Origin of the sequence: Arthrobacter sp. B0490 (genome assembly GCF_002929355.1) — a bacterium.
Taxonomy (GTDB): domain Bacteria; phylum Actinomycetota; class Actinomycetes; order Actinomycetales; family Micrococcaceae; genus Arthrobacter_D.
Map to the genome: position 1 here is coordinate 38,658 of NZ_PJIR01000009.1, position 21,545 is coordinate 60,202.

General features: G+C 70.9%; 23 protein-coding genes. 18 read left to right on the forward strand and 5 right to left on the reverse strand.

The window, feature by feature from the left end:
* The first annotated feature begins 11 nt into the window (after positions 1-11).
* The 3 genes from CXQ97_RS13885 to CXQ97_RS13890 all read left to right on the forward strand — a co-directional run bounded on the left by CXQ97_RS13885 (position 12) and on the right by CXQ97_RS13890 (position 1,013).
* Complete coding sequence (locus tag CXQ97_RS13885; RefSeq protein ID WP_104181462.1) at positions 12-395, forward strand: STAS/SEC14 domain-containing protein; 384 nt, start codon at positions 12-14, stop codon at positions 393-395.
* A 71-nt stretch (positions 396-466) separates the two neighbouring features.
* Positions 467-637 carry a hypothetical protein gene (locus CXQ97_RS19895; protein ID WP_181035079.1) on the forward strand — a complete coding sequence of 57 codons (171 nt, stop codon included), beginning with the start codon at positions 467-469 and terminating at the stop codon, positions 635-637.
* Complete coding sequence (locus CXQ97_RS13890) at positions 627-1,013, forward strand: hypothetical protein (protein WP_104181463.1); 387 nt, start codon at positions 627-629, stop codon at positions 1,011-1,013. The genes CXQ97_RS19895 and CXQ97_RS13890 overlap by 11 nt, the downstream gene beginning before the upstream one ends.
* Positions 1,014-1,053: 40 nt before the next feature.
* On the opposite strand, the gene CXQ97_RS13895 is transcribed toward CXQ97_RS13890, so the two are convergent.
* Positions 1,054-2,541 (reverse strand): FAD-dependent oxidoreductase, encoded by a 1,488-nt coding sequence (locus tag CXQ97_RS13895; RefSeq protein WP_104181464.1) that lies wholly within the window; start codon positions 2,539-2,541, stop codon positions 1,054-1,056.
* Between the two features lie 146 nt (positions 2,542-2,687).
* On the opposite strand from CXQ97_RS13895, the gene CXQ97_RS13900 reads away from it, so the two are divergent.
* From CXQ97_RS13900 to CXQ97_RS13920, 5 genes are all read left to right on the forward strand, one after another.
* On the forward strand, positions 2,688-4,292 hold the full coding sequence (locus CXQ97_RS13900; RefSeq protein WP_104181465.1) for a cryptochrome/photolyase family protein: 1,605 nt from the start codon (positions 2,688-2,690) through the stop codon (positions 4,290-4,292).
* An 8-nt stretch (positions 4,293-4,300) separates the two neighbouring features.
* On the forward strand, positions 4,301-5,284 hold the full coding sequence (locus CXQ97_RS13905) for an aldo/keto reductase (RefSeq protein WP_104181466.1): 984 nt from the start codon (positions 4,301-4,303) through the stop codon (positions 5,282-5,284).
* Between the two features lie 147 nt (positions 5,285-5,431).
* Positions 5,432-5,677, forward strand: a complete 246-nt coding sequence (locus tag CXQ97_RS13910; protein WP_104181467.1) for a hypothetical protein — start codon at positions 5,432-5,434, stop codon at positions 5,675-5,677.
* 15 nt (positions 5,678-5,692) lie between these two features.
* A complete protein-coding gene (locus CXQ97_RS13915) occupies positions 5,693-6,610 on the forward strand; it encodes an FHA domain-containing protein (RefSeq protein WP_104181468.1) in 918 nt (305 codons plus the stop codon).
* A 54-nt stretch (positions 6,611-6,664) separates the two neighbouring features.
* Positions 6,665-7,219: a 2'-5' RNA ligase family protein gene (locus CXQ97_RS13920; RefSeq protein WP_104181469.1), complete on the forward strand. Its 555-nt coding sequence runs from the start codon at positions 6,665-6,667 to the stop codon at positions 7,217-7,219.
* On the opposite strand, the gene CXQ97_RS13925 is transcribed toward CXQ97_RS13920, so the two are convergent.
* Both CXQ97_RS13925 and purB read right to left on the reverse strand, forming a co-directional pair.
* A complete protein-coding gene (locus CXQ97_RS13925) occupies positions 7,196-8,638 on the reverse strand; it encodes a lipase maturation factor family protein (RefSeq protein WP_104181470.1) in 1,443 nt (480 codons plus the stop codon). The two genes, CXQ97_RS13920 and CXQ97_RS13925, sit on opposite strands and share 24 nt — an antisense overlap.
* Before the next feature lie 160 nt (positions 8,639-8,798).
* A complete protein-coding gene (gene purB / locus CXQ97_RS13930; protein WP_104181471.1) occupies positions 8,799-10,229 on the reverse strand; it encodes an adenylosuccinate lyase in 1,431 nt (476 codons plus the stop codon).
* Between the two features lie 119 nt (positions 10,230-10,348).
* On the opposite strand from purB, the gene CXQ97_RS13935 reads away from it, so the two are divergent.
* From CXQ97_RS13935 to CXQ97_RS13965, 7 genes are all read left to right on the forward strand, one after another.
* Positions 10,349-10,654 (forward strand): hypothetical protein, encoded by a 306-nt coding sequence (locus CXQ97_RS13935; RefSeq protein WP_104181472.1) that lies wholly within the window; start codon positions 10,349-10,351, stop codon positions 10,652-10,654.
* Entirely contained in the window at positions 10,651-11,931 is a 1,281-nt protein-coding gene (locus tag CXQ97_RS13940) for a hypothetical protein (RefSeq protein WP_104181473.1), read from the forward strand. The genes CXQ97_RS13935 and CXQ97_RS13940 overlap by 4 nt, the downstream gene beginning before the upstream one ends.
* The gene (locus CXQ97_RS13945; protein ID WP_104181474.1) at positions 11,928-13,088 is read left to right on the forward strand and encodes a histidinol-phosphate transaminase; all 1,161 of its coding nucleotides are present in this window, start codon (positions 11,928-11,930) and stop codon (positions 13,086-13,088) included. Before CXQ97_RS13940 ends, CXQ97_RS13945 begins: the two co-directional genes overlap by 4 nt.
* Positions 13,089-13,223: 135 nt before the next feature.
* The gene (pdhA, locus tag CXQ97_RS13950) at positions 13,224-14,435 is read left to right on the forward strand and encodes a pyruvate dehydrogenase (acetyl-transferring) E1 component subunit alpha (protein WP_258062596.1); all 1,212 of its coding nucleotides are present in this window, start codon (positions 13,224-13,226) and stop codon (positions 14,433-14,435) included.
* Positions 14,435-15,409 carry an alpha-ketoacid dehydrogenase subunit beta gene (locus CXQ97_RS13955; RefSeq protein ID WP_104181475.1) on the forward strand — a complete coding sequence of 325 codons (975 nt, stop codon included), beginning with the start codon at positions 14,435-14,437 and terminating at the stop codon, positions 15,407-15,409. Before pdhA ends, CXQ97_RS13955 begins: the two co-directional genes overlap by 1 nt.
* A 10-nt stretch (positions 15,410-15,419) precedes the next feature.
* Positions 15,420-17,138 carry a dihydrolipoamide acetyltransferase family protein gene (locus CXQ97_RS13960; RefSeq protein WP_104181476.1) on the forward strand — a complete coding sequence of 573 codons (1,719 nt, stop codon included), beginning with the start codon at positions 15,420-15,422 and terminating at the stop codon, positions 17,136-17,138.
* Between the two features lie 9 nt (positions 17,139-17,147).
* Complete coding sequence (locus CXQ97_RS13965) at positions 17,148-17,369, forward strand: hypothetical protein (protein WP_104181477.1); 222 nt, start codon at positions 17,148-17,150, stop codon at positions 17,367-17,369.
* An 18-nt stretch (positions 17,370-17,387) separates the two neighbouring features.
* Here CXQ97_RS13965 and CXQ97_RS13970 read toward each other — a convergent pair whose 3' ends face one another.
* Together CXQ97_RS13970 and CXQ97_RS13975 are read right to left on the reverse strand one after the other, a co-directional pair.
* Positions 17,388-18,683 carry a PLP-dependent aminotransferase family protein gene (locus CXQ97_RS13970; RefSeq protein ID WP_104181478.1) on the reverse strand — a complete coding sequence of 432 codons (1,296 nt, stop codon included), beginning with the start codon at positions 18,681-18,683 and terminating at the stop codon, positions 17,388-17,390.
* A gap of 67 nt (positions 18,684-18,750) precedes the next feature.
* The gene (locus CXQ97_RS13975) at positions 18,751-19,719 is read right to left on the reverse strand and encodes a LuxR C-terminal-related transcriptional regulator (protein WP_104181479.1); all 969 of its coding nucleotides are present in this window, start codon (positions 19,717-19,719) and stop codon (positions 18,751-18,753) included.
* Positions 19,720-20,086: 367 nt separating this feature from the next.
* On the opposite strand from CXQ97_RS13975, the gene CXQ97_RS19900 reads away from it, so the two are divergent.
* From CXQ97_RS19900 to CXQ97_RS13985, 3 genes are all read left to right on the forward strand, one after another.
* On the forward strand, positions 20,087-20,227 hold the full coding sequence (locus tag CXQ97_RS19900) for a hypothetical protein (RefSeq protein ID WP_181035080.1): 141 nt from the start codon (positions 20,087-20,089) through the stop codon (positions 20,225-20,227).
* An 84-nt stretch (positions 20,228-20,311) separates the two neighbouring features.
* Positions 20,312-21,262 (forward strand): lantibiotic dehydratase C-terminal domain-containing protein, encoded by a 951-nt coding sequence (locus CXQ97_RS13980; RefSeq protein WP_104181480.1) that lies wholly within the window; start codon positions 20,312-20,314, stop codon positions 21,260-21,262.
* 59 nt (positions 21,263-21,321) lie between these two features.
* Complete coding sequence (locus CXQ97_RS13985) at positions 21,322-21,513, forward strand: hypothetical protein (RefSeq protein ID WP_104181481.1); 192 nt, start codon at positions 21,322-21,324, stop codon at positions 21,511-21,513.
* Positions 21,514-21,545 lie beyond the last annotated feature (32 nt).

Here is a 21,545-nt window from a genome sequence, read left to right on the forward strand (position 1 = left end):
GGGGCGGGGCAGTGAGCGATGCGCCAGGTGCTGCAGGGGAGCCCTTCTCCGCCGCGATGCGGGACGGGGTCCTGTGGATCGGCTGGCAGGAGCGCACCAGTGTCAGCGATGATGCTGCTGCCGCGCTGGTCGGGCGAGCCAATGCCCTGGCCCCGGACGTCTGCCCGCCGATGCTCGTGGAGCTCAACGGCATGGTGTGCCTCAGCCGGGGCGCACTCATCCTCTTCGCGCGGACCCTGAACATCGCGGCCATGGCGATCATCGGCCCGTCCGCCGTGGACAGGACCCTCGCGGCGTTCTTCACGGAGGTGCACCACCCGCCGTACCCGACCCGGCACTTCGACCACCGCAGCGAAGGGCTCGCCTGGCTGACGGATCATCCCCATGCGGGGTGAGCATCCGGGAGCGGTGCCGCCGTGGCGGCGTCCCAGCCGGAACTGCGCGGGGGCCACTTACGACCGCGGCGGTGGACGCCGCAGACGTGCGTATCACCCTCACCGTGGCCATCTCCTCACAGGTGAGGATTCCCGCGACCATGGATCTGCTCCGTGAACGGGTCGACACCATCGTGCGCGCCCAGACGGCTATCACCATGCAGCAGATCGACATCATCGTGGAGGACCTCTATGACGTCTGAGCAGCCCCTGCAGGCGCAGGTCACCGACCTCGACGCGCTCGCCGACGCCCTCGCCGGGCATCCCGGAGTCGTGCGTCTGGAACCGACCGTGCGGAGCATCATCGACCGCTGGACGCCGACGGCCCTCGACCACCTGCACAGGGAGCTCAGGCCCGCCGCGTCGCCGCCCGCCGTCACCCGCGACGGACTGCTCCTCACGCTCACCGACGCGGTCCTCGACCTGCAGGTCGACGTCGCCACCGACATCAACGGATCCGCACTCGGCCTGGCGCGGCAGGCGCAGGACCTCGCCGCCGACCTGATCCGGGCGCACGGCCTCACCGTCGGCCGGATCGACGTCACCATCCTGGCCATCGAGGGAGCCCCGGCCACCTGATCGGTCCTGCGCGCGTCGGGCATCCCCGGGTCGGTCCGGCCTACCTCCGGGTGTCGGCCAGGTCCGACGTCGACGGGCCCTCCAGCAGTTTCCCGTCCGCTGTGAAGCGCGAGCCGTGCAGCGGGCAGTCCCACGAGCGCTCGGCGTCGTTCCAGCTGAGGATGCCCTTCAGGTGCGGACACACCGCCGAGACGCGGTGCTGTACGCCGTCGACCGTGCAGACCCCGATGGGCCGCGCGCCCTCGCGGATCACGCGCCCCTCGCCCTCGGCGGGTGCGGTCGATGCCGTCTTCGCGAGGCCCGAGAGCCATCCGGTCACCAGATCCAGGCCGACGACGGCATTCTTCTGGGCGGTCTGCAGGGCATCGGCCGGGCTGACCTTCGTGCGGTAGAGCGTGTCCGCCCACGGCATGTTGCCGCCGAGGATCTCGGCCGCGAGGGCCAGGGAGGCGGCGACGGCGTTGGTCATGCCCCACTTGTTGTAGCCCGTCGCCGCGTAGATGTGCCCGCCGCCGGCGGGGACCTTGCCGACGTACGGCACGGCGGCGGCAGGGGCGTAGTCCTGGGCGGACCAGGCGTAGGCAGGCCTGGCGGTGGGGAAGTACTCCTGCGCCCAGCGCGTCAGGTCGTCCACCCGGGCCTGCGTGTTGGAGGTGTGGCCCACCTTGTGGCCGTTGCCGCCGACGACCAGGTACTTCCTGCCGTCGACCGTCGCGGTGCGCAGGGACCGGGTGGGGGAGTCGGCGCTGAGGTACATGTCCTCCGGCACGTCGTCGTCCACGGTCAGTGCCACGCAGTACGAACGCATGGGCTGCAGCACGGCGAAGTACCCGCCGCGGTCCAGGATCGGGATGCCCGTGGCGAGCACGACGTTCGACGCCGTCACCGCGCCCGCGCTGGTCCTCAGCTCGACGCCGTCGGCCCCCGTTCTAGCGACACCCTCGACGCGGACGCCCTCGATCAGCGAGCCGCCGTGCCGCCGGAACTCGGACGCCAGCCCGGCGAGGACCTCGAGCGGATGGACTTGCGCCTGGTCCTTCAGGCGCAGGGTCCTCCGGACGGGGAAGGGGAGCTCCGCGGCGTTGCCGAGCTCGGTGGCGAGGCCGGCGAGCGTGCAGGCCTCGTGCTCGGCGTCGAGCTTCCGCGCGCCGGTGTCGGTGGTCGCGTAGTCCACGGCGTCGCGCCGCTCGTAGCCGATCCCGTGCTCGTCGCAGAAGCGCAGCAGCCAGCTCTGGCCCTCCCGGTTACCGGTCACGTACGCCCGCGCCAGGTCGGCGTCGTGGTGCTCGAGGACGGTGGAGACGGTGGTGCCCTGGAGGAGGGAGAGCTTCGCGGTGGTGTTGCCCGTGGTCACGGCCCCCGTTGTCCGGGCCTCGAGGATCGCCACGCGGTGGCCCGCCCGGGCGAGGAGGAGCGCCGTCGTCAGGCCCGTGAGCCCGGCTCCCACCACCACGGAGTCGTACCGCGCGCCGGCCCGCAGGGGGTCGGTGGGGATGGTCGGGGCGGTGTCGAGCCAGAGTGATCTCACGGTGGTCCTCCCAGGAGCCGAACGATGGATCCCACGGAACCACTAAGCCTGCTTACAGTCAAGCGTCCGACACCGGGCCCGGGGCCGTGTCCGAGGCGGGCGCTAAGGTGGCGACGACGATTGTTCCCGCATGGAAGGCGCCCCCGGTGCACGTTCGACTCGTCCTGCCGCACCAACTGTTCGAGGAGCACCTCGAGGCCTCCCGGGAGACGCACTTCGTGTTCCTCGAGGACGACCTGCTGTTCCGCAGCCTGCGCTTCCATCAGCAGAAACTCGTGCTGCACCGCGCGGCGATGACCATCTTCGCGCGCCGCGTGGAGGACGCCGGTTTCGGCGTGGACTACGTGGGGACATCGGCCGAGCACACCAGCCAGGAACGCCTGTCGGCCGTGCTCGCCGATCGCGGCGCCACCCTCGTGACCTACTACGACGTCGTCGACGACTGGCTCGAGCGCCGGCTCACCCGCACCCTCGCCGACGCCGCGGTGGAGGCGCACATCCTCGAGACGCCGCAGTTCCTCACGCCGCGGGAGGAGATCGGCACCTACTTCTCCTCGCACAACTGGCGCATGCAGACCTTCTACGAGTGGCAGCGCAAGCGGCTCGGCATCCTGGTGGAGGCGGACGGCTCCCCGACGGGCGGCAAGTGGAGCTTCGACACCGAGAACCGCAAGAAGCTGCCGAAGACGGTCGCCCTGCCGGACCTCCCCGGGTTCGAGCGGCCTCCTGAGGTGGAGGACGCCATCGCCTGGGTCGGGGTCGCCTTCCCCGACAACCCCGGCAACGCGGACTCCTTCAACTGGCCCGTGACGCACCGCCAGGCCTCCGACGCGCTGGAGGCGTTCCTCACCGAGCGCTTCGAGCTCTTCGGCCCGTACGAGGACTCGATCGCCGTGGGACAGACGTACCTGTTCCACTCGGCGCTGAGTTCGAGCATGAACACCGGGCTCCTCAGCCCCGCCGAGGTGGTGGACCTCGCACTCGACTTCGCCGAACGCCACGGGACGCCGATGGCCAGCGTGGAAGGTTTCATCCGCCAGGTCATCGGCTGGCGGGAGTACATCCGTGCTTCCTACGTGCTCCGCGGCCGGGAGATGCGGACCGGCAACACGCTGGAGCTGACGGCCGACCTGGACCCCCGCTGGTGGACCGGGGACACCGGGCTGGAACCCGTCGACTCCGTCATCACGCGCGTCCTGGACACCGCGTACGCCCACCACATCGAGCGCCTCATGATCCTCGGGAACGCGGCCCTGCTCATGCGGGCCAGACCCGACTCCGTCTACGAGTGGTTCATGGAGATGTTCATCGACGCATACGACTGGGTGATGGTCCCCAACGTCTACGCCATGAGTCAGTACGCGGCCGGCACCATGATCACGACCAAGCCCTATGTCAGCGGCAGCAACTACATCAAGAAGATGAGCGACTTCAAGGACGGCCCCTGGCGGTTCAGCTGGGACGCGCTGTACTGGGAGTTCATTCGGGACTACCGGGACCTGTTCGCCCGCAACCCGCGGTCCAACATGGTCGTGGTGCTCCTCGACCGCATGGATACCGAGCGGCAGAGGGACCTGCAGCACGAGGCGGCTCGGTGGGTTCCCGGCAAGGGGCCGACGTCGGCGGACGGGGACCGCGCCGCGCACGCCCGCACGCCGACAGAGGCGCGAGCGCCGCTGGAGGAGCGCCCTGCGGACGCCCGGACGGAGCAGGAGGCGCCGGCGGCCCAGTCCACGCTGCCCGGCCTATAGTCGGAACCATGGAACAACGAACCCTTGGAAGAACCGGCCGCCCCGTTTCCGTCGTCGGCCTCGGCACCTGGCAGCTCGGCGCGGACTGGGGCGAGGTGGAGGACGAGGATGCCGTCGCCGTCCTCGACGCCGCCGTCGAGGCGGGTGTGACCTTCTTCGACACGGCGGACGTCTACGGCGACGGCAGGAGCGAGACGACGATCGGGCGGTTCCTCGCGGACAACCCGGACCTCGACATCCTCGTGGGCACGAAGATGGGCCGCCGGGTCGATCAGACCCCCGAGAACTACACGCTGGCCAACTTCCGCCGGTGGATCGACCGGTCGCGGACCAACCTCGGCGTGGACGCCCTCAATCTCGTGCAGCTGCACTGCCCGCCGACCTCCGTCTACAGCTCCGACGAGGTCTACGACGCCCTGGACACGCTCGTCGACGAAGGCGTCATCCGGAACTACGGCGTCAGCGTGGAGCGCACCGACGAGGCGCTCGCCGCCATCGCCCGCGGCAACACGGCCAGCGTGCAGATCATCCTGAACGCCTTCCGCCTCAAGCCGCTCGACGAGGTCCTGCCCGCGGCGAAGGCCGCGGGCGTCGGCGTCATCGCACGCGTCCCCCTCGCCTCCGGCCTGCTCTCCGGCAAGTACACGAAGGACACCGCGTTCGCCGAGAACGACCACCGCAACTACAACCGGGGCGGTGCGGCGTTCGACGTCGGCGAGACCTTCTCCGGCGTCGACTACGAGACCGGGCTGCAGGCCGCCCGGGAGTTCGCCGACCTGGTCCCGGACGGCGTCACCACCGCGCAGGCGGCCCTCGCCTGGATCATCGCGCAGGACGGCGTCAGCACGGTCATCCCCGGAGCGCGCAACCCGGAACAGGCCCGCGCGAATGCCGCCGCTGCCGGGCATGCGGACCTCGGGGCCCGGATCGGCACCGCCGCCGCGGGGATCTACGACCACCACTTCAGGGCCACCGTCCACCCGAAGTGGTGACCCGCGGAGCGGCGGGACCCGCCGGCGGTACGCACGTATCGCCGGCGGGTACCGGTCGCAAGGCGCCTCGGCTAGGGTGTGCAGTACCCACGTCAGACGGAGTCAGAGGACGTCTGTCATTGTTGAAGAACCGATGAAGGAATCGACATGACTGAGAACACCTCGAGCGCGAGCGCCGGCGAGACCCACACCATCCGCGACTGGACCGACCTCGCCGAGGAGATGTGGTCCTACCTCACCGGCCGGGGCGCCGCCATCAACTACACGCTCCAGGACATGACCATCGAGGTCCCGCGGGACATCGGCCCCGACGCCCCGCGTGCCACCTGGAAGTTCGACGGGACGCTCCGCATCACCACGAGCGACAACACCGCCGGCACCTCCCAGGGCTGAACCGCCCCGACCGCCATGGCCTCGTCACTCAGGTTCGACATCGACATCGGTTTCTCGCTCGGGGAGCCTGCCACCGACGGCAAGCCGGAGGCGAGACTGTCCGGCACCGTGAAGGCGGCCGGCACCACGGTCGAGATCTTCGTCGACGATCCGGCAGCCTTCCGCGGGAACAACCTGCCCAGCATCGGGCAGGTACGGGCGTTCGCCGGGCTCCTTGCCCGCCGCGGACTCGCGGTCTCCGTCACCGGTCCCAAGGGGCCGCTGGTCAGCCTCGGCGCGGTGGAGACCTCGATGGCGCAGCGTCTGATCACCCGCTCGCCGCACATCCGGCTCGGGGCGCCGGGGACGCTCGCGCCGCTGCTCGGCATCGGGCGGCGCGCGCTCGAGAAGGGCTCCGCGCCGTCGCTCCTCCCGCCGTCCACCCCGCTCCCCCTGGTGCCGACGGTCAACCGCCGGATCAGGCGGACCATCACGACGACGCACTACGTGCGGGGAGGGGGCCGTCCCCGGCTCATCTTCGTGCAGAACTCGCAGGTCTGGGACGGTCAGGTGCCGCGGGAGTTCGAACTCGTGGCCGACCGCACCACGATCGGCAGCGCCGACGATGCGATGCTGATGCTCGCCGGCCTGGAGGACCTCCACGCGGAGATCCTCCACACCGACGACGACGAGTACGTGCTGGTCCCGCACGGAGCGATCACGGGCAGCGTGAACGGCCGGGAGCCCTCGATCCTCAGGACCGGTGCGCGGATCCAGCTCGGCGCCTGGGCCCTGGCCTTCTTCCGGGAGGAGTACGCGGACCACGGCAGGCCGTTCGGCGGCCGCAACGGCGGCGAGCTGTCCTACCAGCGCCCGCAGCGCAATCCCCGGACCGGTGCCACCGAGGTGGACGGCTCGGCGGGCGTCGGCGACTTCCGACGGCAGCCGCGCTGATCACGGTCCGGGCACCGGACCCGTCGCGGAGGCCGGCAGGAGGGCGCGTACGGCATGGCCGATAGCGTCGAACTCCTGCTGGCCCCGGCGTCGGAGGGATTCCTGCTCGAGGACTGGGCCGCGCTGGAGGCCGCAGGCCTGCCCAACCAGTCGCAGCACCAGTCCTTCAGTAACGCCCCGCACATCACGCTGGCGGCCGCGGCGCGGATCGACGACCGCTACGACGCCGACCTCGCCTCCGCCGCCGAGGGGGACGCGCCGGCGCTGGTCACGGCGGGGTTCCTCGTCTTCCCGACCCGGCGGAAGTTCGTGCTCGCGCGGCAGGTCGTGGCCGACGCCGCCCTGACCGAGCTGCACCGGCGGATCTGGGCGGCCCTCGACGGTGTCCCGGACGCCGTGCCGACCACCGTCCCCGGGGCGTGGACGCCGCACATCACCCTCGGCCACGGTCTCTCCGCGGACCAACTGGCCGTGGCCCTCGGAATCCTGCGGGACCGTCCGCCCGAGCGGCTCGACGCCGGGATCGTCCGGCGCTGGGACGCGAAGGAGAAGCGCCTCGTGCTGCTCGGCGGGGGCGACGGGCCGTCAGCGGGCTCCGGCCCGCAGTGACGCCGGGCTGACGAGGACGCCCTCCGGTTCGCGGATCCACACCAGACCCGTCCGCCGTTTCTCCTCCCGCGTCGCGAACCGGTAGACGAAGATGCGCGCCCGCACGTAGCGGGGCCGGGCGCCGTCGAACGGGTCCTTCCGCAGCAGTTTCAGGATCAGCGGGTCCGCCTGGAGGAGCTTGGCCAGGAACGGCGTGAACCAGCCCCCGTCGGATCCGAGTGCGAGGAACCACATCATCCAGTCGAGGCGCAGGTGGTAGGGCGCGAACTGGCGCGGCATCCGGGAGGGGTCCCCGGGCTTGCCCTTGAACTCGTACTCGCGCCACTGCGCGCCGGGGCCGACGTCGTCGAGCGTCCCCTCCACGATCACCTCGTAGCGGACCTGCGTGACGCTGCCGAACGCACCGTAGGCGTTGCCGAGGTGCCAGCGGTTGAAGCTCGCGTTCATCAGCTGCCGGCGGGCGAACAGGTTCACGAGCGCCGGCCTGCTGAGGTAGGCGAGGAGCAGCATCGCGAGGACGACGACGAGCGTGAACCACAGGGGCGTCGGTGCGTAGGAGCCGGACAGGTCGAGCGCCGGGAACACCGCCTCGTAGAAGGAGTCGGGGACGGCCCCGAACGCCAGGATGATCGTCAGCGTGTTGAGCCACGCGAAATTGCCGGACAGCACCAGCCAGCCCTGGGTCACGATCATCACCAGCGCGGCGAAGCCGGCGACCGGCTGGGGTGCGAAGAGGAGGAACGGCACGGCGAGCTGCGTGACGTGGTTGCCCGCCACCTCGACCCGGTGCAGCGGCCTGGGCAGGAGGTGGAAGAACCGGCTGGCCGGGTTCGGCATCGGCTGGGTCTCGTGGTGGTAGTACAGGGCCGTCAGGTCACGCCACGAGCGGTCGCCGCGCATCTTGATCATGCCCGCACCGAACTCGAGGCGGAACACGAGCCAGCGGATCATCAGCAGCACCAGGAAGGGCGGTGCCACCTCGTCGGATCCGAGGAACGCCACGATGAAGCCGGCCTCGAGCAGGAGGCTCTCCCAGCCGAACCCGTAGAAGGTCTGGCCCACGTTCACGATCGACGTGTAAAGCCACCAGACGCCGAGGAACGCCGCGAGCGGCAGCCAGGGCGGTCCGGCCTGCGGAAGCCCGAGGACCAGCAACCCGGACACCGCCGCGCCCGTCCAGGCCACCGCCAGGAGCAGGCGGTCGGAGTAGCGCCGGTGGAAGAGGGAGGGGCCGGCGCGGTGGCCGGCCCGCTCGAGGAACGCCGGCACGGGCATCAGGCCCTTCTCGCCGAGGAGGGCCGGGAACTGGGCTGCCGCCGACAGGAAGGCGATCAGGTACACGGCCGCCACGCCGCGCTGCACGATCTGCCGGCCCACCTCGTAGTCCTCGGCCGTCAGGACCCCGGTCACCCACTCCATGCCTCCAGCGTCGTGTTCCCGCGGAGACGCCGTCAAGAGGGACGGCCGCGCCGAGGAGAGGCGCGTTCTGCCGGCGTCCGGGTGCTCCACGGCATCACCAGGACGCCGGCGACCCGGTCCTCACGGTGCAGTCAGGACGGCCGTCGTTCCAGGGCGGGCTTCAGCCCAGGTGGTCCACGAGCCGGCCGGCGATACCGGTGTAGAGCGCGGGGGACAGGGCGAGCAGGCGCCGCTCGGCGTCGTCGCTCAGTCCGAGGCTGCCGACGAACTCCCGCATCCGGTCCGCGTCCACACGGTGCCCGCGGGTCAGCTCCTTGAGCCGCTCGTACGGGTCGTCGAGGCCGGGCACGCCCGCGATCGCCTCGGCCCTCATGACCATCTGCACCGCTTCGCCGAGGACCTCCCAATTCCCGTCGAGGTCCGCCGCGAGGACGTCGTCGGCCACGTCGAGCCGGGCCAGGCCCTTCGCCACGTTCGAGATGGCGAGCAGCGAGTGGCCGAGGGCGACGCCGATGTTGCGCTGGCTCGACGAGTCCGTCAGGTCGCGCTGCCAGCGCGAGGTCACGAGGGTCGACGCCAGGACGTCGAGCAGCGCCGAGGAGATCTCGAGGTTGGCTTCCGCGTTCTCGAAACGGATCGGGTTGACCTTATGGGGCATCGTCGAGGAACCCGTGGCCCCCGCCACCGGGATCTGGGCGAAGTACCCGATGGAGATGTAGCTCCAGACGTCCGTGCAGAAGTTGTGCAGGATCCGGTTGAAGCGGGCCATGTCCGAGTACAGCTCCGCCTGCCAGTCATGCGACTCGATCTGCGTGGTCAGGGGGTTCCAGGTCAGCCCGAGACCCTCGACGAAGGACCGGGAGACGTCCTGCCAGTCGGCCTGCGGTGCCGAGGCGTAATGGGCGGCGTACGTGCCGGTGGCCCCGTTGATCTTCCCGAGGAACTCCGTGGCGGCGATGCGCTCGAGCTGCCGGGTCAGGCGGTGCGCGACGACGGCCATCTCCTTGCCCAGCGTGGTGGGCGTGGCCGGCTGCCCGTGGGTACGGGACAGCATCGGGGTGTCCCTCGTGGACCGCGCGAGATCCGCGATCGACGCGACGAGGTCGCGGGCGGCAGGGAGCCACGTCTCGAGGACGGCCCCCTTGATCCCCAGGGCGTAGGAGAGGTTGTTGATGTCCTCCGAGGTGCAGCCGAAGTGGACGAGGGGCTTCAGGCGGCCGATGCCGAGACCCTCCAGGCGCCGTCCGAGGTAGTACTCCACGGCTTTGACGTCATGCACCGTCACGGCCTCGATGTCGCCGAGCTCGGCCACGGAGCCTGCGTCGAAGGAGGTGACGACGGCGCGGAGGCCGGCCTCCTGCTCCGCGCCGAGCGGCTCGGCGCCGGGGAGGACGGAGCGGCCGGTGAGGTGGATGAGCCATTCGACCTCGACGTGCACGCGGTCCCGGTTGAGTGCCGCCTCGGAGAGGAAATCGATGAGCGGGGCGACCGCCTCCCGGTACCGGCCGTCGAGCGGGCCGAGGGTCAGCGAGGTCCCCTCGCCTCGGGGCAGCGCAGCGAATTCAACCCGGGACAGTGAGGAGTCAGCCATGCTCCCATCATTCCACGGCACGGGTGGGGGGCCCGTGCCGCTGTCCACATCGCCTCCGGTCCCTCCGCGGCCGGCCACGCGCCCTCCTAGCATCGGGGTATGCCAGGAAGGGGGACGCGATGGACAGCGGAGCGGGCGCTGCAGCCTGTGAGCCCGGAGCCGCCGCCAGCGGCCGGGTCGAGGCGATGGCGGCCGCCCTCCGGTGGCATGCGGGGCAGCTCGAGGGCATCCGGCACCACGCGCTGTCGGTGTCCCTGCTCGCCTGGGAGTCGCCCGCCGGCACGGCCTTCACGGTGTATCTCGCCGAACGCTGCACCGAGCTGTCCAGGACCGTCGACCTGCTCGAATCGGCGGCCGGAGAACTGGGTGTCTACGGAGGGCTCCTCCGGGAGGCCGAACTCCTGCAGGCTCAGGGGGCGGAATGACGGACGGCCTCGGACCCGTGCAGGGCGACGACGGTCCCCTGGTCCTCCGCGGCGGTGTGGGCGGCATCCGGTTCCAGTGGGAGGAGCTGGAGGAGGCCGCGCGGGTACTCGCGCTCCTCGCGACCGATACCGAAGACGTGGCCGCCGCGCTCACCTACCTCGACCGGGACCTGGCCGACCTGCCCTGGCGGATCCTCCACCTCCAGCCGCCCGGAGGCGTCGCAGGACCGTCCTACCAGGCGGCCCTCGCCCACCTCGATGCGGCGTGGACCTCGGCGCTCGACAACGGCCGCACCCTGTCCGCCACCGGGGACAGGCTGAGTGCGAGCCTGCTGGCCTACCGGCTGGCGGACGGCGTCGCCGTCGCCGTGACCGAGGCGGCCCGGTCGAGGAATGCGGCGACCGCACGGGCCCTCGCCCGCGGAGCCATCGACAGCGGGGCGGTGGAGGTGGGCCCGATCGAGCTCCACGGCGGGGACACCGGCGCGGACGTCGCCTTCGACGGCACGGTCACGGGAGTCGTCGACCGCCTGGCCGCCGTCGAGGCCGAGGACCCGGGGACCTTCGAGGTGCTCCGGGCAGGGACCGCCGCCGACCCGGTCTACGTCGTCGTCCTCCCGGGCACGCAGGCGGGGAGGGTGCGCGGCGACGGCAGCAATCCGTTCGACGCGGGCGGGATCGCCGAGGCGGTGGGGGAGGACAGCCGATTCACCGGAGCGGCCGTCCTCGACGCCCTCGAGCAGGCCGGGGCGCGGGACGGGGATGCACTCCTGATCGCCGGTTACAGCCAGGGCGGTCTCCACGCCGTCAACCTCGCCGGCCCGGACGGGCTGGGGGGACGGTACGACGTCCAGCTGGTCCTGACCGTCGGCGCTCCCACGGGGATCCACGCGTCCGGGGCGAGCGAGTACCTCCATCTCGAACACCGCGACGACGCCGTGCCGCGGCTCGACACGCTGCCCAACGAGGACGGCCGCCACCGGACCACCGTCGGCCTCGACAACCCCGTGCCGGGCCCCGGACGGCGGGACGGCCCGCTGGCGGGGCGGCCGGGCCTCGGGCCTGCCCACACGCTCGCGAACTACGCGGCCGGGGCGCGGCTCGTGGACGCGAGCGACGCCCCGTCCCTCGCCCCGGCGGCCGCCCTGCTCGCGACGGCGGCGGCCACCGGGACGGCCCGCCGCTACTCCTTCACCGCCACCCGGCGTCCCGACCCGCCACGGGCCGCAGCCCCGCCGCGCGGGCCCCGGGACGGCGGGTCTAGGCTGAACCCATGACGTCGATCGATGACCTTCCGGCAACGCCCTCCGACCACGCGCCCGCGGACACCCGCAGCGGGACAGGCGTCCAGCCGCGGAACGTGCTCGGGAGGCTCCCGCGCTACGCGGCGGGCAAGCCCCCCGTCGTCGTGGAGGGACTGGAGAGCTTCAAGCTCTCCTCGAACGAGAATCCGCTGCCGCCCCTTCCCGCGGTGCTCGAGGCGATCGCGGCCGAGACCTCGATCAACCGCTACCCGGACCCCCTGACGACGGCCCTGCGCACCGAACTGGCGGCGTACCTGGGGGTGCCGCCCACCGACATCGTGACCGGGGCCGGCAGCCTCGGCGCCCTGAACCAGATCCTCGCCACCTTCGCCGGGCAGAACGACTTTGACGCGCCCGACGAGGTGGTCTACGCGTGGCGTTCCTTCGAGGCCTACCCCATCAGCGTGGGCCTCGCCGGCGCCACGGGCGTGCAGGTCCCGGTCCGCGCGGACGGCACCCACGATCTCGAGGCGATGGCGCGCGCCATCACCGACCGCACGCGCGTGGTCCTGCTCTGCACGCCCAACAACCCGACGGGGCCGATCCTCACGCGGGACGAGGTGGTCGGCTTCCTCGCGAAGGTGCCGCGGCACGTCGTCGTGGTGATCGACGAGGCGTACCAGGAGTTCGTCCGGCACGCCGACGCCGTCGACGGCATCGAGCTCTACCGGGAGCACCCGAACGTCATCGTCCTCCGGACCTTCTCGAAGGCCCACGGTCTCGCGGGCCTCCGGGTCGGGTACTCGGTCGCCCAGCAGGGGCTCACCGAACACCTGCGGGTGAGCGCGGTACCGTTCGCCGTGTCCCAGGTCGCCGAGCGCGCCGCCGTGACGTCGCTCCGGCACATCGACGAGGTCGAGGCCCGGGTCCAGTCCATCGTGGACGAACGGACCAGGGTGGTCGCAGGCCTCCGCGCACTGGGCTGGACGATCCCCGAGGCCGAGGGGAACTTCGTGTGGCTGTCACTCGGCGAACACACCCAGGACTTCGCGGCGAAAGCCGCGGAGCGGGCCCTGTCGGTGCGGGCGTTCGGCGCCGAAGGCGTGCGGGTCTCCATCGGGGAGGACGCAGCCAACACCCGTTTCCTGCAGCTGTGCGGAGAGTACAGCCACCGCCCCGTCGAGGGGTGAGATCGTCTTAAATAGGCCCACGAGCACGCGCTGACTAGTCTTGGTCAGGATGCCGCCGGAACATATGTTCTCCGGTGTATGACTTACGGTACACATTCCTATCACGGAATGTATTGCCTCGGGTGAGGAGCAGGAATGAACAGCAGCCGATTGCCGGCAGCGGAGTTCGAGGTCGAGGAGATCGTGCGCGCCACGCACCCCCCGTACCCCGACGGGGAACACGGCGTGGAGACGCTGCAGGTCCTCGCCCCCGACGGCACCATGGCCCGCAGCCTCGGCGCGCGCATCGCCGGGCACACCGTCGACCTCTCGCCCTACCTCGCCGCGGACGCCGACCACCTGCGCTCGCTGTACCGGGACATGTTCCTGATCCGCCGCTTCGACCAGGAGTCCACGGCCCTGCAGCGGCAGGGCCAACTGGCGCTCTGGGTCCCGCTCACGGGCCAGGAGGCCGCGCAGATCGGTTCCGGCAGGGCCCTCGCGCCGCAGGACTACGCCTTCCCCACCTATCGGGAGCATGGGGTGGCCCTGACCCGCGGAGTGGAGCTCGCCGAGATCCTCCGCCTGTTCAGGGGTGTGACGAACGGCGGCTGGGACCCCCGCGAGCGGAACTTCCACCTGTACACGCTGGTGCTGGCGGCGCAGTCCCTGCACGCCGTCGGGTACGCCATGGGCCTGCAGCGGGACCAGCTCGCCGATCCGACCCTTCCCCCGGCAGCCTCCATCGCGTACTTCGGCGACGGCGCGAGCTCGGAGGGCGACATCCACGAGTCCATGGTGTTCGCCGCGTCCTTCGACGCGCCCGTGGTGTTCTTCTGCCAGAACAACCAATGGGCCATCTCCGTGCCCTCGAGCGTTCAGACGAAGGTTCCCCTCGCCCAGCGGGCGGACGGCTACGGCTTCCCGGGCGTCCGGGTGGACGGCAACGACGTCGTGGCGGTCGAGGCCGTCACGCGCTGGGCCCTCGAGCATGCACGCTCCGGCAGGGGGCCGGTGCTGATCGAGGCCTACACGTACCGGATGAGCGCCCACACCACGGCCGACGACCCCAGCAAGTACCGGCTGTCCCGCGACGAGCAGGAGTGGCAGCCCCGCGATCCGTTGGTCCGGCTCGAGACCTACCTCCGCTTGGCGGGCCTCGCCGGGGACGACTTCTTCGACGACCTCGGCACCGAGGCCGCCACCATGGCCGTGGAACTTCGCCGGTCGGTGCTGTCCATGACGGCGCCGGACCTCGCCAGCCGCTTCGCCGCGGTCTACGCGGAACCGCATCCCCTGGTCCAGGAGGAACTCCGGTTCTTCGAGCAGTACCAGGCCGGCTTCGCCGATGAAGGGAAGCACGCCTGATGGCGACGATGACCATCGCGAAGGCGATCAACGAAGGACTGCGGGCGTCGCTCGAGAACGATCCGAAGACCCTGCTCATGGGCGAGGACATCGGCGAGCTCGGGGGCGTCTACCGTGTGACGGACGGCCTGAAGAAGGACTTCGGCGCCCTGCGGGTCGTCGACTCGCCGCTCGCGGAGTCGGGCATCATCGGCACGGCGATCGGGCTCGCGCTCCGCGGCTACCGCCCCATCTGCGAGATCCAGTTCGACGGCTTCGTCTTCCCCGGCTTCAACCAGATCACCACGCAGCTCGCGAAGCTGCGGACGCGCAGCGACGGCATGCTGAGCGCGCCCGTGGTCATCCGCATCCCCTACGGGGGCGGGATCGGCAGTGTGGAGCACCACTCCGAGTCGCCCGAGGCGCTCTTCGCCCATACCGCGGGCCTGCGCATCATCACGCCGTCCAACGCGCAGGACGCCTACTGGATGATCCAGCAGGCGGTCACCTGCGAGGACCCCGTCATCGTCTTCGAACCCAAGCGCCGGTACTGGCTGAAGGGCGAGGTGGACACGTCCGCGCCGGCCGGGGACCCGTTCTCCGCCTCCGTCCTGCGGTCCGGGACGGACGCCACCGTCGTGGCGTACGGTCCGCTGGTGCCCGTGGCGCTCGCCGCGGCCGCCGCCGCGGAGGAGGACGGACGCAGCGTCGAGGTGATCGACCTCCGCTCCATCTCGCCGATCGACTTCGACACGGTCACCGCGTCGGTGACCCGCACGGGCCGGTTGATCGTCGCCCACGAGGCCCCGACGTTCGGCGGCATCGGCGGGGAGATCGCCGCGCGCATCTCCGAACGCGCGTTCCTCTCCCTCGAGGCGCCCGTCATCCGCGTGGGCGGGTTCCACATGCCCTACCCCGTGGCGCGTGTGGAGGAGCAGTACCTGCCGGACATCGACCGCATCCTCGAGGCACTCGACCGTGCCTTCGCGTACTGAAGGACCGCCCATGACGCTCAATACGTTCAACCTGCCCGACGTCGGCGAGGGCCTCACCGAGGCGGAGATCGTGCAGTGGAAGGTGGCTCCCGGGGCCACGGTGTCCGTCAATGACGTCATCTGCGAGATCGAGACCGCGAAATCGCTCGTCGAGCTGTCCTCGCCCTACGCGGGGACCGTCGCGGAGCTGCTCGTCGCGGAGGGCGAGACCATCGAGGTCGGCACCCCGATCATCTCCGTCGAGGACTCGGCGTCCACCCGGGGTGCGACGCAGGGCGGCGGGCAGGGCGGTGGTGCGGGCACCTCCGCCTCGCCGGACGCGACAGCGCACGACGGCGGCAGGGACGACGTCCGGGTCCTCGAGGCCGATGTCGGGGCGCGGACCGACCACCAGCCGGTCGCTGGCGGCGCCGAGCCGCAGGGTGCCGGTGACGCGGCCGACGACACCCCGCTGCCCGTGCCCGACATGCCGGGAGAGTATGCGAGCCCCCGGACCGGTGATCGTGCGGGGACGGCGGCTGCCGCACCCGGCGCCGCCGCGCCGGAGGCCGGGCCCGGTCCGCTCGTCGGCACAGGGCCGAAGGCGGACGCGGTGAAGCGCCGCCCCCGCAAGCCGCAGCCGTCGGCGGGCACGGCGACCGGTGGTCCGGCCGCTGCGTCGACCAGCGCCCCGGCCGGTTCGCCGGCCGGCGCAGGAGGAGCGGCAGGGGCCGGTGCACCTGCCGGGTCCGCCGACGCCCCGAACGGGCCCGTGGATTCGGCGGCCCAGGGTTCGGCAGGGCGGCATCCCGTCCCGGGGCCTGCAGGCGAGGAGCAGCCCGCCCGGGTGAATCCGCTGAACCAGCTCATCAACCGCGTGCTGGCCAAGCCCCCGGTCCGGAAGGCGGCCCGGGACCTCGGCATCAATCTGGCCGACGTCCCGGCCACCGGGTCCGCGGGGGAGGTCACCAAGCAGGACCTCATCAGCTACCAGTCCCAGCGGGACGCCGAGCAGGACGGCGCCGATTCGTTCTGGGCGGACAGGAAGCTCCTCGGCGGCGGCCGCATCGAACGCATCCCCGTGAAGGGCGTGCGGAAGGCGACGGCCAGGGCGATGGTGCAGAGCGCCTTCACGGCCCCGCACGTCAGCATCTTCGTGGACGTCGACGCCTCCCGGACCATGGAGTTCGTCAAGCGGCTGAAGGTGTCCCGCGACTTCGAGGGCATCAGGGTCTCGCCCCTGCTGATCCTCGCGAAGGCGGTCATCTGGGCCGCAGCCCGCAACCCGTCGGTCAACGCGACCTGGGCGGACGACGAGATCCTCGTCAAGCACTTCATGAACCTCGGCATCGCCGCGGCGACGCCGCGCGGACTCATGGTCCCGAACATCAAGGACGCCCAGGACCTCTCCCTCAAGGAACTCGCGCTGGCCCTGAACGATCTCGCGACGACCGCGCGGGCCGGGAAGACGCAGCCCGCCCAGATGCAGGGCGGCACGCTGACCATCACCAACATCGGGGCGCTCGGCATCGACACCGGGACGCCGATCATCAACCCGGGCGAGGTCGCGATCGTGGCGTTCGGCACCATCAAGCAGAAGCCCTGGGTGCTCGACGGCGAGGTCATCCCGCGCTGGATCACGACGCTCGGGGGCTCCTTCGACCACCGCGTGGTGGACGGCGACCTGAGCGCACGCTTCATGGCGGATGTCGCCTCGATCCTCGAGGAGCCCGCGCTGCTGCTCGACTAGGGTGGGCTCATGAACCAGCCCCTTCCCGGCGACGGCCCCGGCAGGCCGCGTCCGCGCTACCCGGTGAGCAGGCTCCTGCTCGTGGTGCTGATCGGGTTCGTCGCGTCGATCGTCCTGCAGGCGGCCTTCCCGGGCCTGGGCACGCTGGCGCGACTGTCGATCCTCCTGATCGTCGCGGCACTCATCTCGATCGCGGTGACGCTACGCCAGCAGAAGCGCCCGCCGCGCTAGCACGACAGCCGGCGGTGCTCAGGCGCGGTTCTCCTCGATCGCCGTCCGGAGGATCGGCGCGAGCCGCCGAACCCCCTCGACGATGTCCTCGGGTGAGACCGCGCTGAAGGCCAGACGGAGTTTGTTGGAGGGCTCGTCGGACGGCGTGAACGCGGCGCCGGGGATGAAGACGACGCCGGCGTCGATCGCCGTGTACAGCAGCGGATAGGTGTCGATGCCCTCCGGGAGGGTCACCCAGACGAAGAACCCGCCGTCGGGGGTGGTCCAGTGCACGCCGTCGGGCAGTTCCTCGGCCAGGGCCCCGAGCATGGCGTCGCAGCGCTCCCGGTAGAGGTCGCGCATGGAGTGCAGGTGGCCGCGCCAGTCGTAGTCCGTGAGGTAGGCGGTCACGAGCATCTGCGTGAGCGGCGACGGGCAGAGCACCACGGCCTCGCAGGCGAGGTAGAACCTGCGGTGGAGGTGGCGGGGGACGAGTGCCCAGCCGAGCCGCACGCCCGGGGCGAAGATCTTCGAGAAGGAGCCGAGGTAGATGACGTCGTCGGGGTTGTCCGCGCGCATCGGCTTCAGCGGTTCGCCGTCGAAGCGCAGCATCCCGTAGGGGTTGTCCTCGAGGACGAGGATGTTGTGGGCACGGCAGATGTCGACGACGCGCTGGCGGCGGTCGGCTGCCATCGTGATGCCGCTGGGGTTGTTGAAGCTGGGGATCGTGTAGAGCAGCTTGATGGCGCGGCCCTGCGCCTCGAGTTCGGCGATGGTGCGTTCCAGCTCGTCGGGGACCAGCCCGGCGTCGTCCATGGGGATGGTCACGACGTCGACCTGGTAGGCCTCGAACGTGTTGAGCGCGCCCACGTAGGTGGGGTCCTCGCAGAGGATCACGTCGCCCGGGTCGCAGAACACCTTGGCGGCGACGTCCTGCGCCGACTGGGAGCCTGTGGTGATCACGACGTCGTCGGGGCTGGCGCCGGCGATGCCCTCGGCCGCCATGACATCGCAGACGAGCCTGCGGAGCTCCTCCATGCCCTGGCCGCCGCCGTACTGCAGGGCCTCGAGGCCGTGCTCGGCGATGATCTTCTGCGCGGTGCGGCCGAGGTCCTCGAGCGGGAGGGACTTCAGGTAGGGGCTGCCACCGGCGAGGGACACCAGCCCCGGGCGGATGGAGATGTCGAAGACATCCCGTACCGCGGACTGCTTGATGTTGGCGGCGCGCGACGAGAAGAGCCGGTCATGGCGGGTGGCGGAGTCGACCGCTCGCTCGAGGGCTGCTTCGGTCTCGGCGGGCAGGAGGTCGGCGGGGGCTTCGCTGGAGGACGTCACGCCCAGAGTCTAGGCCGGGGTTCACCATCAGGCAACAGGTGTTGCCCAGCAGTGCGCTGTCCGGCGCCTAGACCCAGCCTGCCTCGCGCGCCTTCAGTGCAGCCTGGAAGCGACTCTCCGCCCGCAGCGTGTCCAGCATCCAGGCGATGTGGCGCCGGCAGGTCCGCACGTTGATGTCCAGGCGCCGGGCGATCGACTCGTCGGAGAGGCCGTTGGCGAGCCCCTGGATGATGGAGCGCTGCAGGCTGCTGAGCGGGGACTCGACCCGCTCGGGGGCGAGGAAGGACTCGCTGATCTCCCAGGCGACGTCGAACAGGAGGGTGAAGATGTTGATCAGGCTGGAGTCCCTGATGACGAGGGCGGCCTTGTCGTCGCGCGTCAGCTGCCGCCCCACGAGCGCCAGCTTCTCGTCGAAGATGAGTATGCGCAGGGGGATGAACGGCAGCACGCCGAACTCGCCTCCGCCGGCCGCGATCGCCTCGACGGCCCTGCGGGTCGGCACGTGGTCGCGCAGGCTCGTGTCGTACAGCGTCCGCCGTCGTACGCCGTTCTCCAGCAGTTCGAGGTCCTTGCGGATGCTCTCCTCGTGCACGTCGGCCGTCGAGCCCTGTCCGGGCTGGGCGATGTACACCTTCTCCGTGACGTCGCGCCCGTAGTCGATGAGCACCCGGTGGATGAGGTGGGGGTCCTCGAGGGTCTCCACGGAGGTGCTCGCGAGGACGCTCTTGCGCGCTTCGAGGAAGGTCGGAAGAAGGCTGGAGAGTTCGCGCCGCTGGCTGCTGATGCGTGCCTTGAGGTCCTGCAGGGCGCGTTCGTCCGCGTCGACGAGGTCGGCGAGGGCGACGTCGGGGGACACCGCGACGAGACCGTCGGCCCGTCCCGCCTCGGGGCTGAGCAGCCGGCGGTCGGCGAGCTCGCCGATGGCCGCCTCGATACGGCGCAGGGTCAGGCCGAGGGCTTCCGACGCCTCGTTGCGCGTCCAGCCGGGGTGCCCGACGGCGTACCGGTACACCTCGAGTGACGTCGCATCCAGCATGAGCAGTCCTTGTCCGGGGCCACCGGTGCGGTAGCGGCATCTTCACGAGGCGAAAAACATGACATGTCCAGTTAATGACAGATCAGGGCGGGTGGCAATTTCGTGAGACCGAAGGCGCCGTCCGGGCCCGCGATTCCGCGGATTTCCCGACTGCGAAGCAGCGTACCAGCCGGGCGGGCGGCGCGTCCGAGTCCTGTTCGCGCCATGTCCACAAACGGCCACCCGTACGGCTGGACACCACCTGCCGGGGCCGGACATTCTGAGTGAGCCGGCCCGCAGGGACGCCCCCGGACGGGGCGTCCCGCAGGACATCGGACACGGTGGACCAGCACGGCACCCCCCGACGGACGGACGAGGAAGGATCGCCATGAAGAAAGTACTCGGCGCGACTGCAGGCCTGTTGATCGTGGTGGGAGCCGTCGTGCCGGCAGGACAGTCGATCAGCGCAGGAAGCTGGGACTGGCCCAAGGGTCAGCTCACGGCAGGCAGCTGGGACTGGCCGAAGTAAGCAGGGGTCCCCGGACTAGAGCCCGGGAGCCCCACCCAGAGCCCGCCCCAGCGGGGGTGATCACAGACCCTGAAGGAGAGAGCCATGAGCCAGGTGACCGCCGTTCGAACCGCCTCACGAACGGTCGTCAGCACTCGATGGTGGCACCTCTCCCTCTCGACGGGTGGCTTCGATGTAGCGGACGGCATCGTCGAAGAGCTGGTCACCCCGCTGGTGGCGCAGGCCCAGGCGCTCGGCGCCAAACGGTGGTACTTCAGCCGGTGCGAGAACCCGTCGACGGGGGTCGTCAGCGAGATCCGGCTCAGCATCCACGCCCATCCCCGCGTCCTCGACCGACTCCAAGCCTTCACCCGGGTACTCCAGGCCCGCAGCGCCCGCACGCTGCCCCTGCTCGCGGTGCGCCAGCAGGTCACCGCTCCGGCCAGCAACACCTATTATTCGGGGGGGCAGGAGCCGGCCGATCCCCAGCTCGAGGCGAACCTCGTGAAGTACGGCGGCGTGGAGGGCCTCCACCTCGCGGAAGAGGTCTTCGAACTCAGTTCCGAACTCGCCGTCTGGGCCAACCAGCGCTTCCCCCGCATGCAGAGCCGCTCGGCGCTCGGCGCCCTGGTGCTGTTCGACGCGGCGCAGAGCATGATGCGCGGCCCCCGGTCCGCGGGCTGGCCGGACCGGCGCCGTCTCTCCTGGGACTTCTACTGGGATAGCCACCTGCGCACGTGCACGGCCGACGTCGGCCCGCGCGCCGCCGGCCTCCGCGAGGCGATGACGGCGCAGGTCGCCTCCAAGGCGACCGGGTTCCACGCCCTGATGGCGGCCACGGCCTCGGAATCCGCGGTGCAGAATTGGCGACGACGCTGGTTCCGCGCCCTCGACACCTATCTGTACCGGGCGGACAAGGTCCGCGTCAGCCGCAGCGCGCAGCACCTCACGGTGTACCAGGCGCACATGGCCCTCAACCGCCTCGGGTTCGTCGCCCACGAGGAGGCTGCCCTGGGTCTGTACGCGCGGACCTGGAACCCCAGGCCCACCTCCTGAAGAGTGCCCCGGATCCCCTGTAGCCGGCCCGCCCCACTTACCGAGCGAAGGACCGCATCATGAACGCAAGGAACACGATCGTGCTGGCCATCGACGACACGGACCTCTCGGAGGCCCTCGGCTGCTCGTCGGAGGACATCGAGTCCATGCAGAACGACGGCGTGTTGGAATCACAGGGCCAGCTCTGGGAGATCGGACCGGCACGGGACTACCTGCGGGACGCCGCGTGGGCCGACAGCCTCTGGCGCTGACGGGCACGTGACCCGACGAGCCCCGGGCGGCC

Excerpts from the sequence above, each read along its gene's own strand:
- CXQ97_RS13890 (WP_104181463.1), top strand. The coding sequence starts at position 627 with ATGACGTCTGAGCAGCCCCTGCAGGCGCAGGTCACCGACCTCGACGCG.
- CXQ97_RS13905 (WP_104181466.1), top strand. The coding sequence starts at position 4,301 with ATGGAACAACGAACCCTTGGAAGAACCGGCCGCCCCGTTTCCGTCGTC.
- CXQ97_RS13910 (WP_104181467.1), top strand. The coding sequence starts at position 5,432 with ATGACTGAGAACACCTCGAGCGCGAGCGCCGGCGAGACCCACACCATC.
- CXQ97_RS13915 (WP_104181468.1), top strand. The coding sequence starts at position 5,693 with ATGGCCTCGTCACTCAGGTTCGACATCGACATCGGTTTCTCGCTCGGG.
- CXQ97_RS13920 (WP_104181469.1), top strand. The coding sequence starts at position 6,665 with ATGGCCGATAGCGTCGAACTCCTGCTGGCCCCGGCGTCGGAGGGATTC.
- CXQ97_RS13925 (WP_104181470.1), bottom strand. The coding sequence starts at position 8,638 with ATGGAGTGGGTGACCGGGGTCCTGACGGCCGAGGACTACGAGGTGGGC.
- purB (WP_104181471.1), bottom strand. The coding sequence starts at position 10,229 with ATGGCTGACTCCTCACTGTCCCGGGTTGAATTCGCTGCGCTGCCCCGA.
- CXQ97_RS13935 (WP_104181472.1), top strand. The coding sequence starts at position 10,349 with ATGGACAGCGGAGCGGGCGCTGCAGCCTGTGAGCCCGGAGCCGCCGCC.
- CXQ97_RS13940 (WP_104181473.1), top strand. The coding sequence starts at position 10,651 with ATGACGGACGGCCTCGGACCCGTGCAGGGCGACGACGGTCCCCTGGTC.
- CXQ97_RS13945 (WP_104181474.1), top strand. The coding sequence starts at position 11,928 with ATGACGTCGATCGATGACCTTCCGGCAACGCCCTCCGACCACGCGCCC.
- pdhA (WP_258062596.1), top strand. The coding sequence starts at position 13,224 with ATGAACAGCAGCCGATTGCCGGCAGCGGAGTTCGAGGTCGAGGAGATC.
- CXQ97_RS13955 (WP_104181475.1), top strand. The coding sequence starts at position 14,435 with ATGGCGACGATGACCATCGCGAAGGCGATCAACGAAGGACTGCGGGCG.
- CXQ97_RS13960 (WP_104181476.1), top strand. The coding sequence starts at position 15,420 with ATGACGCTCAATACGTTCAACCTGCCCGACGTCGGCGAGGGCCTCACC.
- CXQ97_RS13965 (WP_104181477.1), top strand. The coding sequence starts at position 17,148 with ATGAACCAGCCCCTTCCCGGCGACGGCCCCGGCAGGCCGCGTCCGCGC.
- CXQ97_RS13975 (WP_104181479.1), bottom strand. The coding sequence starts at position 19,719 with ATGCTGGATGCGACGTCACTCGAGGTGTACCGGTACGCCGTCGGGCAC.
- CXQ97_RS19900 (WP_181035080.1), top strand. The coding sequence starts at position 20,087 with ATGAAGAAAGTACTCGGCGCGACTGCAGGCCTGTTGATCGTGGTGGGA.
- CXQ97_RS13980 (WP_104181480.1), top strand. The coding sequence starts at position 20,312 with ATGAGCCAGGTGACCGCCGTTCGAACCGCCTCACGAACGGTCGTCAGC.
- CXQ97_RS13985 (WP_104181481.1), top strand. The coding sequence starts at position 21,322 with ATGAACGCAAGGAACACGATCGTGCTGGCCATCGACGACACGGACCTC.